This is a genomic window from Bacillus sp. T2.9-1 (assembly GCF_950097965.1).
Lineage (GTDB): Bacteria > Bacillota > Bacilli > Bacillales > Cytobacillaceae > Niallia > Niallia hominis.
This window is the reverse complement of sequence record NZ_CATNHG010000002.1, coordinates 38,400-55,510: the sequence shown is the minus strand read 5'-3', so window position 1 is coordinate 55,510 and position 17,111 is coordinate 38,400. Positions and strand designations below refer to the sequence as shown.

Here is a 17,111-nt window from a genome sequence, read left to right as displayed (position 1 = left end):
CCCAATAAGTAAAATAATTATTACATGAAAAGAAATAATTTTTGAATCTATTTGAAAAGTTTTTGTTTTCTGATAATTAAAACAAGGGGTGCACTCCTTATTACTACATTTGTAATTATAGTATATCACCAGCAGTTTGTAAAGCGCTTACATGCTAATTTATATTATTTTCATTATTTTTTACTTTTTGTCAATTCTCTCATTTCTTTGAGGGTTAACATCGTAAAATGCTTATGGATGATATCTCCTTCTCTATTTAGGAAATAGGTGGTTGGTATACTAAGTATATGATATTGATTAGCAACCATATCTTTCTTGTCCATTAAAACTGGAAAAGTTAATTTTCTCTCCTGGACAAATTGTCTAACCCCTGCTTCATTTCCGCCATCAACATTTACAGCAAGGACAACAAAATCATTTTGTTTCTCCTTTGAAAATGTTTCTATATCAAGCATTTCTTTTTTACACGGTGGGCACCAGGTTGTCCAAAAATTGATCATAACAAATTTACCTTTAAAATCGGATAACTCTACTTTATTTCCATTAAGATCTTTTAATGTAAAATTTGGAGCTTTGTCTCCAATGTTTAAACCATTCTTAGCTAGCATAACATCATTTGGTGTTGTAATAATAAGCATAGCCATTAGCAGCATAAGGAAAAATACTCGTTTAGGTGACATAACAGCCTCCTTTTATAATTAAATGAATTGTAAAAGATAACTTTATTAAGTCTTTCTTATAGATTATCCCAAATTTTTTTATTTATTATATTGAGTGCGTAAAATTATTTAATTATTATAATAATTAAATTTCCATAATGGATCAGTTAAGCAAATGCTGTTGTTACCAAGTTAGCAATGTAATTAGCATACATACTTTAACATTCTTTATTTCGAAAAAAACAGCCCAATTAAATGGACTGTTTCTTCTTTTCATCATTTAGCACCTTTTATTGTTCATTAAAGGCTTCTGTTAAGACTGGTACGATTTGTTTTTTGCGTGACACAACACCTTTTAATAAAGCTGTGTTCGTTTCTAGCTGTACGTTAAATGCTTTTTCTACTGCCTGTGCTTTATTACCTAAAGCAACAGCAACAGAATCATTATTTAGAATATCTGTTACAACAAGCAGGAATAAATCTAAGCCTTTTTTAGCAATGATCGCTTGAATAGAAGATTCTAATTCTGCTTGTTTAGAAATTACATCATTTGTGTCAACTGCATTTACTTGGGCAATTTCCACTTTGTATGTACCCATTGAGAATTCTTTCGCATCAATGCTTAATAATTGATCAACTGTTTTGTCGCTTAGATCTGCACCGGCTTTAAGCATTTCTAAACCATACTCTTCCACATTTACACCAGCAATCTCTGCTAATTCTTTAGCAGCTTGTACATCTTGCTCTGTGCATGTTGGAGATTTAAATAATAATGAATCAGAAATGATTGCGGAAAGCATTAGCCCAGCAACTTCTTTCTTAATTTCCACATTATTTTCTTTATACATTTTATTCAAAATAGTAGCTGTACATCCTACTGGTTCTGCACGATAGTATAAAGGATCACTTGTTTCGAAGTTTGCAATACGATGATGATCAATAACTTCTAAAATTGTTACATCTTTAATGTCTTCCACACTTTGCTGAAACTCATTGTGGTCAACTAAAATAACAGACTTTGTTTCTGAACTTGCTTTTTCGATGAAACGAGGAGCTTCCTTTTTAAAATAATCTAAAGCGAACTTTGTTTCGCCGCTAATCTCACCTAGACGAACAGCTTCCGCTTCCACTCCAAGCTCTTTTTTTAATTCTGCATATGCAATAGCAGAGCAAATAGTATCCGTATCCGGATTTTTATGACCAAAAATCAATACTTTTTCCATTTAGCAAATCTCCTTATTACCATAATCTGATGACGTAATAACTAAAATCATACATCCCACTTTATTTTATCATAACTTACCAAAATTTAAAGAAAAGAACAGAAAAAAGAGGCGATTTTGCTTGGCATTTAATCACAATTTAATGTTTGAAAAGTAGAATGCCACACTAGCTAAACAACAGACCCCATTTATCTATACTTATAAAAGAAATAAATAAAACTGCAAACAAACTACCCATACAGGTGTTTATTTGCAGTCTAATAAGAGTTTGAAGCTCCTATTCTATTTAACTAGTATATTAGAATTTATATTGATAGTTTTCGATTTCCCAAGCATGAATTGTAGTACGGTAGTTATCCCACTCTTCTTTTTTAGCAGCTACATATTCAGTAAATACGTGCTCTCCAAGAGTTTTAAGACCAATTTCCCCAGCTTCAAGTTCTGCGATTGCAGCATCTAAACCACCAGGTAAGCTATCAATGCCAAGTTCTTCACGACGTTCATCTGTCATATGGAAGATATCTTCGTTAATTGGTGCTGGAGCCTTCAAGCCTTTTTCTACTCCATCTAATCCTGCAGAAGCAATAACAGCAAATGTTAGATAAGGGTTTGAAGATGGATCTGGACAACGAAGTTCAACACGAGTTGCCATTCCACGTTTTGCAGGAATGCGGATTAATGCTGAACGGTTGGATGCAGACCATGCTAAGTAACAAGGTGCTTCGTAACCAGGTACTAAACGCTTATAAGAGTTTACTAGCGGATTCGTAATAGCTACGAAATTTTTAACATTTTCTAATACACCAGCAATGAAAGAATATGCAGTATCAGATAACTCTAAATCATTGTTTGCGTCATAAAAACTATTGTCTCCATCCTTAAAGAATGACATGTTAACATGCATTCCAGAACCATTTATTCCAAATACTGGTTTTGGCATAAATGTAGCATGCAAACCATATTGAGCAGCAATTGTTTTTACAACCCATTTATATGTTGTAGCTAAATCAGCAGCTGTTAATACATCTGCATATTTGAAATTAATTTCATGTTGCCCTTCTGCTACTTCGTGGTGAAGTGCTTCAATTGTGAAGCCCATTGCTTTCAAAGTTTTGAAAATTTCCACACGAACTTTTTCCCCTAAATCTTTTGGTGATGGCTCAAAATAACCGCCTTTGTCACCTAATTCAGTAGTTGGATATCCATTTTCATCCGTAGCAAATAAGAAGAATTCTAATTCAGGTCCAACTGAAATCGTATATCCTTTTTCAGCTGCACGTTCAACAGTTTTCTTAAGAACATTTCGTGTATCGCCTTCAAATAAAGTACCATCTGGGTTTGTAACAGAGCAAAGGAAACGAGCTTCTGAATAACCTTCTGTTTCTGTCCAAGGTAATACTGCAAATGTGTTTAAATCTGGTAGTAAATAAGAGTCTGATTTGTTAATGGGAGAAAATCCTTTAATGGATGAACCATCAATCATGATTTTTCCTTCTACAGCATCATCTAATTGTTGTGCAGTAATAGTAATGTTTTTTAAAATACCTTCAATGTCCACAAATTGTAGATGTAATAATTCTACACTTTTTTCTTTAACGATACTTTCAATTTTCTCTAATGTAAATTCAGCCATGTTAACTTACCTCACAATTCATGTTCTATTATCTAACTTGCTTTCATTATAAGGAATTATTTCTCTTAAAACAATGTTTTTTTATAATTTTTTAAAAATTATATTAGGTAGCGCTTTCATCCCTTTTCGTCGTTTTTCTCCTGTTATTGACACTATTCGCTAAGTGGATAAAGTAGGCATATGTCGAAATAATAGATTTGTATGATTCTTTTCCATATAGCTACTTTTGTAAGAATTAGTAAGCATAAAGTAAAGTGGATCTACCATCTGTAACTATTTCCACTATACTCTCTGTTGCGTAGTTAAACTATCCAGACCTTTAACGGCTGTTAAATAACCACCTACCCTCCCTTAACTCTTATAGTCATATTGTTTTTCCTATTTCACTTCTGAATTTCGTGTATTAAATAATTTTTATTATAAATTAATAAAATTCCGAATTTTTGTTATTTTATGTACTTTTTATCTTCTAATCTCTTGTTTTCTTTTATTTTTAAAGTTTTTTAATATTTCCCATTACGAAATAAATAGCTTATATTAATTGAAATAGCCTTTTTAAGAAAAGGAGTGACTTATTATCCTTTTAACAAGCAATGAACGCATTAGATAGTAAAGCTCTCTTTAATTTTTTTAAAATAACATATGGACGGTGGTAAACATGCATCTATTAAAGCAATTTTCATTTAGTAAAAGGTTCCCTGAAATAGAAGTTGTCGGATCTGCTTTTGCAGGGAAACAAGATGATCTGATCCCTTTATCTTTTGGCTTTCCTGCACCTGAATCTCTTCCAGTTGATAAAATGACCGCAGCGACAGAAGCTGCAATGAATACACAAGGAAGACAAGCTTTGGCTTATAGTGGTGGAACTGGTCCTAAGAACATCCTAAATTGGATTAAAGAGCGATCTAAGCTGAGAGAAATTGAAGCAACAGAAAAAGAAATTATCGTTACTGCAGGAAGCTCCCAAGCGATTGATTTAATCACAAGAACACTCACAGATCCTGGTGATGAAATATGGGTAGAAGCACCAACCTTTTTTGGAGCCCTTAAAACATTTCGCTTAGCGGAAACGAATTTGCTTTCTTTTCCAATCGACGAACATGGCTTACGAGTGGATCTAGTCGAACAAGAGCTAATTCAACGGGTAAAAAATAATCTTCCTTTGCCAAAATTGATGTATATCATTCCAAATTACCAAAATCCAGGTGGCGTCAATTTATCTATTGAAAGAAGAAAACGCCTTGCTGAATTGGCTTATGAATACAATTTCTTTATTATTGAGGATGACGCCTATGTGGAGCTTTCCTTCAATAAAAACTACACTCCAGCTATTTATTCATTTGGACCTGAAAGAGTTATTTACTTAAGTACTTTTTCAAAGATAATCGCACCTGGCTTACGACTTGGTTGGGCAATTGGATTAAAAGAAATAATCGAAAAAATGCAAATTTTAAAAATAGATGGGTTAACAAGTGTGTATGTACAAGAAGTCACAAAGAATTTACTTGAACAAATAGATATGGATGAACAAATCAATAATTTGAATTCTATCTATCTTTCACGTAAAAACGCGATGGTTTCTGCGATAAAGCAACACTTTGGTGAAGATGTTTCCTTTCATGAACCACAAGGAGGTTTCTTTCTTTGGCTTACTTTCCCAGATGACATTGATACTAGTGAGTTTGTTGATGCCGCAATGCTGGCTGGTGTTTCCTATATCGCTGGTAAGCATTTCTTCTTACAAAACGAGGGATACAATCATATGCGTTTATGTTTTACTTTCTGTGAAGAAGAAATTATCCAAGAAGCAATTAAACGACTTGCAAAAACCTATTATGAGCATGTTAATAGTAAACAAATGATTGAGGAAGCAAATTAATGACTAATGTATCAAATATGCCTAAAATTTATATCAGAAGAACTATACCAGAAAAGTATCTTGCTCAAATATCTGCATTAGGAGCAGAAGTTATTGTGGATCATTGGGAATACGGAGAACCTGAACCACCGATAAGCCAGGATATTAGTGACTGTAATATTGTATTAACTTTAGGTTTAACTGATACCCTATCGATTTTGAAAAATGCCCCAAATATAAAATGGGTGCAATCATTAAGTGTTGGTCTGGATGCTCTTTTACATGAGGAAGTAAGAAAGAGTGATATTGTTATTACGAATACAAAGGGTTGCACATCTGTTCCAATCGCAGAACATACAATTGCGATGATGGCTGGTTTGGCAAGAGGAATACACTTAATGATTCGAAACCAGCTGGACAATAGGTGGGCGCCCACTCCTATTACGGACCTTTCAGGCTCAACAGTTGGAATAATTGGCTATGGGGAAATTGGAAAACAAATTGCTAAACGGGCAAAAGCATTGGATATGTTTGTCATCGGCTGTAAGAAAAGACCTTCCAAATTATCTGGTGAGGATCCTGCAGATAAAATCGTTGGTCTGGACCATATAGATGATGTGATAGCAGTGGCTGATTTTCTTATTCTTGCTTTGCCTTCAACCCCTGATACATACCAGCTGATTAACAAGGAAAGATTAGCAAAAATGAAAGAAAGTAGTTTTCTAATTAATATTGGAAGAGGAAATACGATCGAAGAAGAGGAACTCATCCATTTATTAAACGAGAAAAAAATTGCTGGAGCTGCATTGGATGTATTTGAGGTAGAGCCTTTGCCACATGAACACCCATTATGGGAGGTGGAAAATGTTATTATATCTCCACATAATGCCTTCTTTTCGCCAAACACTATAAATCGTTACATGGAGGTATTTCTAGAAAATATCCAGCGATTTAAAGATGGCAAAGACCTAATCAATGTAGTTGATAAACAATTGGGCTATTAATAAGGAAAAAACTGCCGAGATTAAATTCGGCAGTTTTTTTACTTGCTCATTCACTTATACTGTTTCAAACCCTTCTTTTTTCCATGCAGTTGTTCCGCCTTCGATAAAAGCAACATCAGTAAATCCCATTTGTTTTAATAAATATGCACCAAGTGATGCTTGTCCACCAAGACCGCATGTAACAAGAACTGGACGATTACGATCAGCTAATTCTGGATCTCTTAATTCTTCCGGCAATTCCAAATCAGCACGAATTGGAAGCATTCCTAAAGAGATATTAACAGAGCTTGGAATTAAGCCACATGCTCCTGCATCTGCTGCATCTTGCACATCAATTATGTAAGTGTTTGGGTTTTCCTCCATTTTCTTTTTTGCTTCTACAGATGAAATTCCAGGTACATTCTTTCTTGCTTCTTCGACTAGTTGACCAAAAGTTAATGGCATTTACATCACTCCTTATATTATCTAACATTTACATAGTAACAAAATTTTCCTCCATTTACTAATAAATCGCTTCCTTTTTTTACTCAGACAAGAACCTTGACATTATAATGGTAGAATAGTATTCTCCGTCTTCAAGTAGTTTATCCTTTTTTAATATTCCTTCTACTTCAAATCCAAATCGTTTATATAATTTTATTGCTTTCTCATTCGTTTCGATTACAGATAGTGTCATTTTCGCCATTTTATTTTCCGTTGCCCATGTTAAGGATGCTTGTAATAATTTCGGTCCAACTTTATAGCCCCAATAGTCCTTTAATACTCCAATGCCAAATTCTACTTTATGCATAAGACGTTTCAAGCTAGAGCCTTCGCATCGTGAAAAAGCAATAATTTGACCTGTTTCTGTTTCAGCTAGTAAAAACAATCGATTGAATCCTTGTAAATCTGTATGAATCAATTGTTTAAAATCATTTGGAGTTAGCATCCCTTCACCAGGATTTCGATCAAAGAAAGATGTTTCTCCATCTATTTTTAGCCTTATTTGCGAAAGTTGATCTGCGTCTTTTTCTTCTGCACATCTTATCGTATAACGTAATCCATTTTGATGATAAGAAATGGGAATTATTTTCATGAAATAGTATTCTCCTTCATTTAAGATTGTAAATATATACTAATATTATAAAAAATTACGCTAAGGTATGTAGAGGAACTATTAAGTCAATAGAATGAATCAATAAAAATCCTACTAAGATAATAATTCCTAATGAAAAAAACTCTCTCTAGAATGAGACATTTTGTCTAACTATTGAGCATTAACTTACCCAAAAAGCTAGAAAAAACTTGTCAACCTTCCATAGAGAGAGCTTCTCTTAATCTATTAGTTTTTTAATTTCTCACGTAATACCATTGGCAAAATACCACCATGGCGATAGTAATCAATTTCTACTTCAGAGTCAAAACGCACTAACGCTTCGAATGTAATCTTCTTTCCATCTTCTGTAGTAGCTGTTACTTCTAAGAAATCACGTGGTTTAACCGTTTCGTCTACATATACGTTAAATGTTTCTTTTCCCGTTAAACCTAAGCTTTCAGCATTCTCGCCCTCTTTAAATTGTAATGGAAGTACTCCCATTAACACTAAGTTAGAACGGTGAATTCTCTCAAAGCTTTCTGCGATAACTGTTTTAATACCTAATAGGTTTGTTCCTTTTGCAGCCCAGTCACGAGATGAACCCATTCCGTAATCTTTTCCTGCAATAACCATTAAGCCAGTTCCTTCTTCTTTGTACTTCATACATGCATCATAAATGGAGGTTACTTCACCTGTTGGCCAGTGCGTTGTGAATCCACCTTCTGTTCCTGGTGCAATTTGGTTACGAATACGTATATTCGCAAATGTTCCTCTCATCATAACTTCATGGTTACCACGACGAGAACCGTATGAGTTGAAATCACGTGGCGCTACACCATTATCTTTTAAGTATTTACCAGCTGGAGTATTTACTCCGATTGCACCTGCAGGAGAGATATGGTCAGTCGTTACCGAATCGCCGAACTTCCCTACAACTCGCAAGCTTTTTAATGGTAATACTTGTTCAGGATCAGGCTTTAATCCTTCAAAGAACGGTGGGTTTTGAATATAAGTAGAAGTATCATCAAAACTATATAACGAATCACTGCTTGTTTGAATTTCGTTCCAGCGCTCATTATCATCAAATACTCTGTCATATTCTTTATTAAATAGATCAGGCGTAACTGTTCGATGAACTAGTTCGTTTACTTCTTCTGTAGATGGCCAAATATCCTTAAAGAATACATCGTTACCATCTTTATCTTTTCCAATAGGTTCTTTTTGTAGGTCAATATCCACTGTTCCAGCAAGTGCATAAGCAACAACCAATGGTGGTGAAGCTAAATAGTTTGCTTTTACTAGCGGATGAATGCGGCCTTCAAAGTTACGGTTACCAGATAATACACTTGTTACAAGTAAATCGGAATCTGAAATAGCTTTCTCAATTTCTTCTTTAAGCGGACCTGAGTTACCGATACATGTCGTACATCCATAACCTACAAGGTTGAATCCAATTTGCTCTAAATATGGTAGTAGTCCAGAATCTCTTAAATAACCAGTAACTACTTTAGAACCTGGTGCTAAAGATGTTTTCACAAACTTAGGTACTTCCATACCTTTTTCTACTGCTTTTTTCGCAACTAATCCTGCACCAACTAATACATATGGATTGGATGTATTTGTACAGCTTGTAATCGCCGCAATTGCAACAGAGCCAGTCTTCATTGTAGTGGAATCTCCATTTGCAAAATCAACTACTACTTCTTTATCAAATTCGTCTGCTTTTAAGCCAAAACCTTGGTTTCCTTCTGGTGCTGTTACAGACGCATTAAATACCTCTTTCAATTTAGAAAGTGGAATTAAATCTTGCGGTCTTTTTGGACCAGAAAGATTTGGCTCAATTTCTGCTAGGTTTATCTCTACAACATCTGTATATACCGGTTCTAAATTCGGATCGAAGAATAAACCGTTTTCTTTACAGTAAGCCTCAACAACATTGATTTGCTCTTCGGAACGCCCAGTTAAGCGCATGTAGGATAAAGATTCCTTATCGACTGGGAAGAATCCACAAGTTGCTCCATATTCTGGTGCCATATTCGCAATGGTTGCACGGTCTGCAAGTGGTAATTGCGGGACACCAGGTCCATAGAATTCAACAAACTTTCCGACTACACCTTTTGAACGAAGTACTTGTGTTACTTTTAAGGCTAGGTCTGTTGCAGTAGAACCGTTTGGCATTTCACCAACAAGTTTTACCCCTACTACTTCTGGTACTGGAAAATAAGAAGGTTGTCCCAACATACCTGCTTCTGCTTCAATTCCACCAACACCCCAGCCAAGCACACCGATACCGTTAATCATTGTTGTATGAGAATCAGTACCAACTAATGTATCTGGGAATGTTTCGTATTCGCCCTCTGGCGTTTCATTAACATGTACTACATTTGCTAAATATTCTAAATTTACTTGGTGAACGATACCGGTTGCTGGCGGTACGGCACGATAATTATCAAATGCCTTTTGCGCCCAGCTTAAGAATTGATATCTTTCTGCATTTCTTTCGAATTCTAATTCCATATTTGCTTTTAATGCATCTGGAGTTCCGTATTTATCTACCTGGACACTGTGGTCGATAACTAGGTCTACTGGTTTCTCAGGATTAATTTTACTAGGATCTCCGCCTAAGTCAGCCATTGCTTTTCGTAGAGAAGCAAGGTCAACAACTGCAGGAACGCCTGTAAAGTCTTGGAGGATTACCCTCGAAGGTTTAAATGGAACATCAATTTCCTTTACCTCATCCGTTCCCCATTTTGCAAGATTTTCTACATGCTCTTGTTTAATAACAAAATCGTCCATTTGTCGTAAAACTGATTCTAGTAACACCTTGATAGAATAAGGCAATTTCGATACTTTACCGATTCCCTTCTTTTCCAAAGCTGCTAATTGATAGTAATGATAGCGCTTCCCACCTACTTCAAATGATTGGCGGGCATTATAAAAATCCTTTGCCATATGTATTACCCCCTCATTGTAATCATATACCAAAAATAGAAAAATAGTCGAACAATTTGATCACTCTATTATCTATTTACCATCTATAATTTTAATACAAGGAGCATGATAAGTAAATAACAAGTAAGTTATCAAATACGATAAGTTTTTCTTATTGACTTTCATTTTCTTGCTGAAAAAATAGACCATCGAAAAAGACTGGCTTTTCAGATGGTCTCCTATTTTAGATTTCGTTTACTTCGTCAACAATACTTTTTAAATCTTTTTGAAAGCTTTCTAATTGCTCCTTTTGATGCTCAGAAGCTACTTCCAAAGCATTTTCAATTTGTTGATATGTTTCATTTATTTCTTGTTTTAAATGCTTAAGCTGATGTCCATAATTAGCTGAGTCTTTTACTATATCCTGATAAAGATTCTGCGTTTCATACAAATTTCGTTGGGCATCTTGAAAAGCTTCTTGTTTATTACTATGATAAGGCATGTTCATATCCTCCTGCATTATATATTCATGTTGCTTACCAATAAGTTGTGCAGAGAATCATAAAAATATGCGGTATAAATGTCGGCTTGAAAAACCATTCTATAAAGGTAGTGAAGCAATACCTCTTCATGAAAAAACGAAAGGAGAGAATACAAATGAACAAAAATGATAGCAAAGATATGAGAAGAAACGCGCCTAAAGGGAATCAATCAGGACAGCCCGAGCCACTTAGCGGTAGCAAAAAGGTTAAAAATCGTAACCATTCAAGACAAAAGCATAACAACCACCATGATATGTAAGCAACACTAATTTATTTTTAATATATTATACTTGTCACACATTTACATGATCATATATGTGGTAAAAAGAGCCTTCTCAAAGTTGAGTTGGGCTCTTTTTACTTCTGATAAAAAGCAACAAAGAATTTTGTCAATCCATAAGCAAGCATTGAAATAATAACATCTATTAAAAAAACATGAAAATTATTTAGTCCTTTTACAAGGGCAATAAATCCAATTTTCTTTTCAATAGGAACAAATAGGAAGGCAATTACAGCAGCCAATACTATGGAGCATAATAGAAAATTCTTATCCTGTTTTATACAATACTGATATAATAGCATAAAAGAAACGGGAAGTAAGGAAGAGGTTATTCCAATGGCTTGTGGTAAGAACGGAAGAAGAAAATAATGATGATCCATAAGCCCCAATCTGATCAATATTATTTCTGTATAAGTCCATAGCATATGTACAGTGTATCCAAAGAATAGAATTTGAAGTGCTTTCCCTTTATCCAGTTTTATTAAAAGAACAATAAGTGGGAGAATTAAACAGGTTAGAATAATCCAAAATTGCCAGCTAGTCCAATCAGAATGCTCATGCCAATAGGAACTAATTAAAGAGGATACTTTCGCGCTTGCGTGGTTAATTTTACTCCAATACTCTTCAACTGACATAGTATTTCCTCTCATTAAAATTATTTATCTATTCTTCTGTAATTTGTCCTAGATACGTCATTTTATACTTAGGTGAAATGACTCTTTTTTAGTTATAAACCTATCTATCATGCCGTTATTTTAAAGTTTTGCTATAAAATCTTAAGAAAAAATAAAGAAATCTTTCTTATAATTAATTATTATTAAATAGGAAGGGAAAGAGAAAGCATGATACAATCTATTTCAAATACCAGCACAGGAATTACTAGCACAAGCACCCGTTCCTCTGATGTGACCAATCAAATTAAAACATTAGAAGCCCAAAAGCAACAATTACAATCACAGCAAACTCAAATTGAGCAAAATGAAAGCATTCAAGAAGAAGAAAGAGAAAAACAGATTGAACAGCTTAAAAAGCAAATTTCTGAAATAGAAGAACAGATTCAAGCACTGCAGAATCAGAAATCAGAAGGAAGTAGTAGTTCCAATACAGCTTCAAAAATACAAGAAGATAATATACTTATCAGTAGGGAAGCATACACTTTGTACAAGGATTCAAAAAAAGAAACGGAGAATAATCCAAAATAGTCCATATATCAAAAGTGAATATCCTATTCTTCACTTGATAAATATTGTTCAAAGCTTTGCTAAGATAGTGAGACCGATTTCAAGAGGAAACCGGTCTCCGTTATCTTTTATACTGAATAAATCTTAGCCAATGCTTTCAATAGTATTTTTCAAACTTGTATTGTCATACAAGCCAATTGTTTTTTTAGTTATGAAATGATTCATGCCTTCAGTAAGCTGTCATTGTGAATAATTCATGTTATCTGGTCTCCACGAACTTCTCCTATTTTTTCATTACAATATAGGCAAATTTAAGGCTGTATCAATATTTTGCAAATTAAGATTGATTTGTTCCTTTGGCTCAAAAGCGTGATACCAGCCTTTTTCAGCCATATAACTTGATAATCTTTCATGCATATCAAGTGCTTCATCTAAATGACGTCCGAGTATCTCTTTTATTTCAGGATGAACAGTTTCCGTTATTGCCATAGAATAATTTCTGATTCCGCTTTTTACTGAAATTAATAAATCAGTCGCAATCATTTGATCGGTTAAAGCATCCATGCCTGTCAAATATTCAATAATAGAATTCATTGCATTTTCACTCCTAAGCCTTCCATCTCTTTCGCTTTTGATAAGATAGAGGAAAATTCTTGTAGCTGTCTAGTTGAAAGGTCTACATCCTCCATCATCATATCTTTTAGCAGAGGGTCTGATACTAACGCACGCATTGTTTTGGATTTTGTCAAACAAATCGTTTTAAAAGTAGCTAATTCTTGAACCTCTAGCACCTCATGTAAACAATAGTTCATTTTATTCCCTTCTTTCCTTATGGTTTGAGAACAACTTTTATACAATTGTCTGTTTTCGTATCAAAAATTTCATAGCCGTGCTTTGCTTCACTAAGAGGTATAACGTGGCTAACTACATCACTTGGATCAATTTTGCCACTAGAGACTAATTCAAACATATATGGCATATAATGAATAACCGGTGCTTGTCCAGAACGAATATTAACATTGCGCTGCATAATATCCCCTAATGGAAAACCATTATATCTACCACCATAAACCCCTGTTAGTTGAATGGTTCCACATTTGCGAACTGCTTGGGCTGCCATGACTAGGGCACTCATTGTTCCGCCTTGTAGCTTCATGCCACTTGCTAGAAATTCTAGGTCATTCATCTTCCCATCCATTCCAACCGCATCTATTACAACATCTGCTCCACCTTTTGTGATTTCCTTTAAATAGTTTCCTACGTTTTCATGCTGTTCAAAATTAACTATTTCTACCTTATTCGTCCGTTTAGCATGTTGAAGCCGATAATCAATGTAATCTACAGCTATCACACGCTTTGCTCCTTTTAGCCAAGCAAACTTTTGTGAAAAAAGCCCAACAGGTCCACAACCAAATACAATGACCGTATCACCTTCCTTAACACCTGCATTATCAACACTCCAAAAACCTGTTGTCATTGCATCGGAAATTACACTTAGCTTTTCATCGGGCTCCTCACAAGTTTCTGGAATTTTAAAATGGGTAAAATTAGCAAAAGGCACCCGTAGATACTCTGCTTGTCCACCTGGATAGCCACCTGTATTTCCTGAATAGCCAAAATAGGCACCCATATCTCCATGATCATTGGAATTATCACATTGACTCTCCAAATTATTTTTACAATACTGGCATTCTCCACAAGCAATATTAAAAGGAATAATGACTCGATCCCCTTTTTTTAGTTTCGTTACACCGGGTCCAATTTCTTCCACAATTCCCATCGGTTCATGGCCAATTATATAATTTTCCTCTAAATTTGGAATCATTCCATGAATTAAATGCAAATCAGATCCACAAATAGCAGTGCTCGTTACCTTTATAATCATGTCATCTGCCTTTAAAATCTTCGGATCCTCTACTTCTTTCACTTCCACATTTTTAATTCCTTGATATGTTACTGCTTTCATTCCATATACCCTCCAAGTTTAATGCGCATCAGGTGTCCGATCAAACATTCCTTTGCGATTTGTTTCACCAGTAAATAAGTTCATATTTCCAATCATTATTATATTCTTTGCAGAAAGCTGGTCCAATTGATATTGCTCACTTAAATCATGGGGATGAAACCACTTTTTTTCCAACATCAATTCGGTAATTTCTTGATGCATTTGAATTGCCTGCTTAAGCTGTTTGCGCAAGAGAATTCTTAAATCAGGTGATGCTGTTTCAGTTAGTGCTACTGCTAAATTTCTTACTCCTTCTTTAGCGCGAATAAGAAAATCGGTTGCTAAGGTTGTATCAGCAAGCTCTGGCATATTTAATGCATTAATGGGATCAAGATAGTCATTGTTCAACTTTTATACCTTCCTCTCCATCTAAAATTGGTGTTGGACGCATTTCTGGGATTACCGTTTCAAATGGGCCATTCTTATACATTTCTTGTAGTTCTGACAGTGCCAAAATAGACTGTTCAACATCTTTTTTCATTAAATTTTTTAAGTCTTGGTCAAAAACAAGACCTTGCATTAACTTTGATTTTGCTATGCATAGTGTTTTAAAATTGATAACTTCATGTAAATCCAATGATTCATGTGGAGTCAAGCTTTTGCTTTCCATGACCAATTACCTCCTGTCTTAATAAGAATTACTTAGCTATTTTCTCCTTCTTTCGTTGTCATCTCACTAACAATATTTAACAATTAATTCCTTTTATAATAAATCCTCTCTATTTCGGTAAAAGAGAAAATAAAATTATGTACATTTTCCCTTTAATGTTCTTGTTTCTTTTGCTCATACTAATAAAGCAAATGACTTCTTGAAAGGATTAGGTTCTTATGCTAAATAAACAACAAATGTCCCATTTTCAAAAAGTATTAGATGAACAGAAAATAGATTTAGAAGTAAGATTTGATCAAAATGATAATTTAGGATTGAAAGATGGGCATTACCATGAATCTGTTGGAGAGTTATCAAGTTATGATAATCATCCAGGTGATGAAGGAACAGAGCTTTATGAGCGTGAGAAGGATATCGCCCTTGCTGAACATTATCATCATGAATATATGGGAGTTTTAAATGCTTTAAAAGCAATAGACGAAGGAACATACGGAAAATGCGCAACCTGTTCTCAAGATATACCGATTGAAAGATTGGAGGTTATTCCTACTACACTTTATTGTAGGGAACATTCTCCTGATCAGAAAATTTCTGAAAAGCGACCTGTGGAAGAAGAAATTTTAATGCCTCCTTTCGGCAAGTTTGATATGGATAATAAAGATGAATCTGTCGTATTTGATGCAGAGGATTCTTGGCAGGAGGTTTCTAGCTGGGGAACATCCGAGACGCCATCTGATTTTGCCCATCCAGTCTTTGATCATTATAATGACGTATACACAGAGAGCAATGAGAATATTGGCTATGTGGAAGATTACGAAAATTTCATCGGTGTAGATATAGAAGGGAAAAATATAACTGTCTATCCGAATGAGCAGCATAAACGATATGAACAAAGCTTAGACGAAGAAGGCATTATGACAACATTTGGTGACTTGCCTGCATATGAGCATGAACCTTATGTTGAAAATGAGGATTAAAATTATTTGTCTTTCTTAGGGGAGAGTATTCTCCCCTATACTTTGTAGATTCTCCGTCACTCTTTCCCCCTCTTTAGAATATGCTACATATACTAAGGAGGACTTAATATGAATGATGATAACTGGATTCATTTAATGGATGAATGGTTTAAAAATCATTTTCTTGATCCACTTACTTCCGTATTAGATGAAGCAGAATTTCGCATTGATGTATATGAAACAGAGAAGGAGTATATTGTCGAAGCATTTTTACCAAATTGCCGAGCAGGCGATATTCATATTTCAGTTGAAAAAAATCTCCTAATTATTAAGGCATTCCTTCAAGATTCGATTTCTTCTGAGGAAAAGAGGAGAACAATTGATTTTCCGATTGCTATAACTCAAAATCCAATACATGCTGTATACACAAATCAAATTCTTGAAATTTTCATTCAGAAAGAAAAGCAACAGAACTATTTGCAATCATCTTCTGTCCCAATTCAAAATCTATAAAGATAATTCCCTTTCATATGTTTTTAACAATGTATAATATTGGATGCCTTTTGTATGCTTTAAAGCACTTTTAGCATGCCTTTTCGCAATGTCCTCTTCCCCATTTTTTAACGCAATTTCTGCTAATAGTGCTTCTTTCATCCATTTTTTCTTTATCGCTTTCATCGACTTATTAGCTTCTGCTAATTTATTTTCTTTAATAAAAATCAATGTTCGATAGTACAGCTTTTGTTCTGATTTCTTTATTTTCTCTACCTCTTCCCCAAGATATAACGTCTTATCAAAATAAAGAGAAAATATAATCGTGAAAAGAGCATACTGAGACTGATACTTTTTCTGTTTTATCAGTTTCCGATAGCTCGTAATCACCCTTTTATCGTCTTTATTGCTTATCGCATAAACAAAGCTGTAATAGGGATGCTTTCTATTTTTTTTAAATAGCTTTTCCAATTTATTTATATTTCTCGTTGCGTTAACACTAATCAATGTTGTTAAGTACATGATGATTAGGACTATAATATAACAAATTAATATATTCAGAGTGACAGGAAATGAAAAATAGTTGTCCAATAGAAAGAAAGTAAAAAAAGCAACTATTATCCCAATAATAAACGTTATTACGGAAACCAAAACTATTCCTC

20 protein-coding genes are annotated in these 17,111 nt (G+C 34.4%); 6 read left to right on the top strand and 14 right to left on the bottom strand.

What is annotated here, in order from left to right; translation table 11 throughout:
- Positions 1 to 173: 173 nt before the first annotated feature.
- From QQZ16_RS01240 to glnA, 3 genes are all read right to left on the bottom strand, one after another.
- A complete protein-coding gene (locus tag QQZ16_RS01240; RefSeq protein ID WP_235249319.1) occupies positions 174 to 680 on the bottom strand; it encodes a TlpA disulfide reductase family protein in 507 nt (168 codons plus the stop codon).
- A gap of 269 nt (positions 681 to 949) precedes the next feature.
- Complete coding sequence (locus QQZ16_RS01235; RefSeq protein ID WP_235249327.1) at positions 950 to 1,882, bottom strand: manganese-dependent inorganic pyrophosphatase; 933 nt, start codon at positions 1,880 to 1,882, stop codon at positions 950 to 952.
- A 298-nt stretch (positions 1,883 to 2,180) separates the two neighbouring features.
- Complete coding sequence (glnA, locus tag QQZ16_RS01230) at positions 2,181 to 3,515, bottom strand: type I glutamate--ammonia ligase (RefSeq protein ID WP_031537647.1); 1,335 nt, start codon at positions 3,513 to 3,515, stop codon at positions 2,181 to 2,183.
- Between the two features lie 658 nt (positions 3,516 to 4,173).
- Here glnA and QQZ16_RS01225 point away from each other — a divergent pair.
- Together QQZ16_RS01225 and QQZ16_RS01220 are read left to right on the top strand one after the other, a co-directional pair.
- Positions 4,174 to 5,394, top strand: a complete 1,221-nt coding sequence (locus QQZ16_RS01225) for an aminotransferase-like domain-containing protein (RefSeq protein ID WP_235249336.1) — start codon at positions 4,174 to 4,176, stop codon at positions 5,392 to 5,394.
- Entirely contained in the window at positions 5,394 to 6,377 is a 984-nt protein-coding gene (locus QQZ16_RS01220; protein ID WP_031537645.1) for a D-2-hydroxyacid dehydrogenase, read from the top strand. Before QQZ16_RS01225 ends, QQZ16_RS01220 begins: the two co-directional genes overlap by 1 nt.
- Positions 6,378 to 6,431: 54 nt before the next feature.
- Here QQZ16_RS01220 and QQZ16_RS01215 read toward each other — a convergent pair whose 3' ends face one another.
- The 4 genes from QQZ16_RS01215 to QQZ16_RS01200 form a co-directional block, all read right to left on the bottom strand.
- A complete protein-coding gene (locus tag QQZ16_RS01215) occupies positions 6,432 to 6,821 on the bottom strand; it encodes a rhodanese-like domain-containing protein (protein WP_031537644.1) in 390 nt (129 codons plus the stop codon).
- 79 nt (positions 6,822 to 6,900) lie between these two features.
- Positions 6,901 to 7,452 (bottom strand): GNAT family N-acetyltransferase, encoded by a 552-nt coding sequence (locus QQZ16_RS01210; RefSeq protein ID WP_235249338.1) that lies wholly within the window; start codon positions 7,450 to 7,452, stop codon positions 6,901 to 6,903.
- A gap of 246 nt (positions 7,453 to 7,698) precedes the next feature.
- Positions 7,699 to 10,404, bottom strand: a complete 2,706-nt coding sequence (gene acnA, locus QQZ16_RS01205; RefSeq protein ID WP_031537643.1) for an aconitate hydratase AcnA — start codon at positions 10,402 to 10,404, stop codon at positions 7,699 to 7,701.
- Positions 10,405 to 10,627: 223 nt separating this feature from the next.
- Positions 10,628 to 10,885, bottom strand: coding sequence for a hypothetical protein (locus QQZ16_RS01200; protein WP_031537642.1), 258 nt, complete (start codon positions 10,883 to 10,885; stop codon positions 10,628 to 10,630).
- 155 nt (positions 10,886 to 11,040) lie between these two features.
- On the opposite strand from QQZ16_RS01200, the gene QQZ16_RS01195 reads away from it, so the two are divergent.
- Positions 11,041 to 11,184, top strand: coding sequence for a small acid-soluble spore protein P (locus tag QQZ16_RS01195; protein WP_031537641.1), 144 nt, complete (start codon positions 11,041 to 11,043; stop codon positions 11,182 to 11,184).
- A gap of 98 nt (positions 11,185 to 11,282) precedes the next feature.
- Here the strand turns inward: QQZ16_RS01195 and QQZ16_RS01190 are convergent, their stop codons facing one another.
- Positions 11,283 to 11,840, bottom strand: coding sequence for a hypothetical protein (locus tag QQZ16_RS01190; protein WP_235249346.1), 558 nt, complete (start codon positions 11,838 to 11,840; stop codon positions 11,283 to 11,285).
- Positions 11,841 to 12,047: 207 nt separating this feature from the next.
- Between QQZ16_RS01190 and QQZ16_RS01185 the strand changes: the two genes are divergently transcribed.
- Complete coding sequence (locus QQZ16_RS01185) at positions 12,048 to 12,407, top strand: FlxA-like family protein (protein ID WP_031537638.1); 360 nt, start codon at positions 12,048 to 12,050, stop codon at positions 12,405 to 12,407.
- Positions 12,408 to 12,680: 273 nt separating this feature from the next.
- Here QQZ16_RS01185 and QQZ16_RS01180 read toward each other — a convergent pair whose 3' ends face one another.
- Genes QQZ16_RS01180 through QQZ16_RS01160 form a run of 5 tightly spaced genes read right to left on the bottom strand, consistent with a single transcriptional unit; the run spans position 12,681 to position 15,001 of the window.
- Positions 12,681 to 12,980, bottom strand: a complete 300-nt coding sequence (locus QQZ16_RS01180) for a spore coat protein (protein ID WP_235249361.1) — start codon at positions 12,978 to 12,980, stop codon at positions 12,681 to 12,683.
- Positions 12,977 to 13,198, bottom strand: coding sequence for a hypothetical protein (locus QQZ16_RS01175; RefSeq protein ID WP_031537636.1), 222 nt, complete (start codon positions 13,196 to 13,198; stop codon positions 12,977 to 12,979). Before QQZ16_RS01175 ends, QQZ16_RS01180 begins: the two co-directional genes overlap by 4 nt.
- A gap of 17 nt (positions 13,199 to 13,215) precedes the next feature.
- Complete coding sequence (locus tag QQZ16_RS01170; protein WP_031537634.1) at positions 13,216 to 14,352, bottom strand: zinc-dependent alcohol dehydrogenase; 1,137 nt, start codon at positions 14,350 to 14,352, stop codon at positions 13,216 to 13,218.
- Positions 14,353 to 14,370: 18 nt separating this feature from the next.
- Positions 14,371 to 14,739, bottom strand: coding sequence for a spore coat protein (locus QQZ16_RS01165; RefSeq protein WP_235249369.1), 369 nt, complete (start codon positions 14,737 to 14,739; stop codon positions 14,371 to 14,373).
- Positions 14,729 to 15,001, bottom strand: coding sequence for a hypothetical protein (locus QQZ16_RS01160; protein WP_031537628.1), 273 nt, complete (start codon positions 14,999 to 15,001; stop codon positions 14,729 to 14,731). The genes QQZ16_RS01165 and QQZ16_RS01160 overlap by 11 nt, the downstream gene beginning before the upstream one ends.
- Positions 15,002 to 15,219: 218 nt before the next feature.
- Here QQZ16_RS01160 and QQZ16_RS01155 point away from each other — a divergent pair, with 218 nt between their 5' ends.
- Together QQZ16_RS01155 and QQZ16_RS01150 are read left to right on the top strand one after the other, a co-directional pair.
- On the top strand, positions 15,220 to 15,978 hold the full coding sequence (locus QQZ16_RS01155; RefSeq protein ID WP_235249383.1) for a TraR/DksA C4-type zinc finger protein: 759 nt from the start codon (positions 15,220 to 15,222) through the stop codon (positions 15,976 to 15,978).
- A 108-nt stretch (positions 15,979 to 16,086) separates the two neighbouring features.
- Positions 16,087 to 16,470 (top strand): Hsp20/alpha crystallin family protein, encoded by a 384-nt coding sequence (locus tag QQZ16_RS01150; RefSeq protein ID WP_048717490.1) that lies wholly within the window; start codon positions 16,087 to 16,089, stop codon positions 16,468 to 16,470.
- Here the strand turns inward: QQZ16_RS01150 and QQZ16_RS01145 are convergent.
- A complete protein-coding gene (locus tag QQZ16_RS01145; RefSeq protein ID WP_031537623.1) occupies positions 16,465 to 17,100 on the bottom strand; it encodes a hypothetical protein in 636 nt (211 codons plus the stop codon). The two genes, QQZ16_RS01150 and QQZ16_RS01145, sit on opposite strands and share 6 nt — an antisense overlap.
- Positions 17,101 to 17,111: the final 11 nt, after the last annotated feature.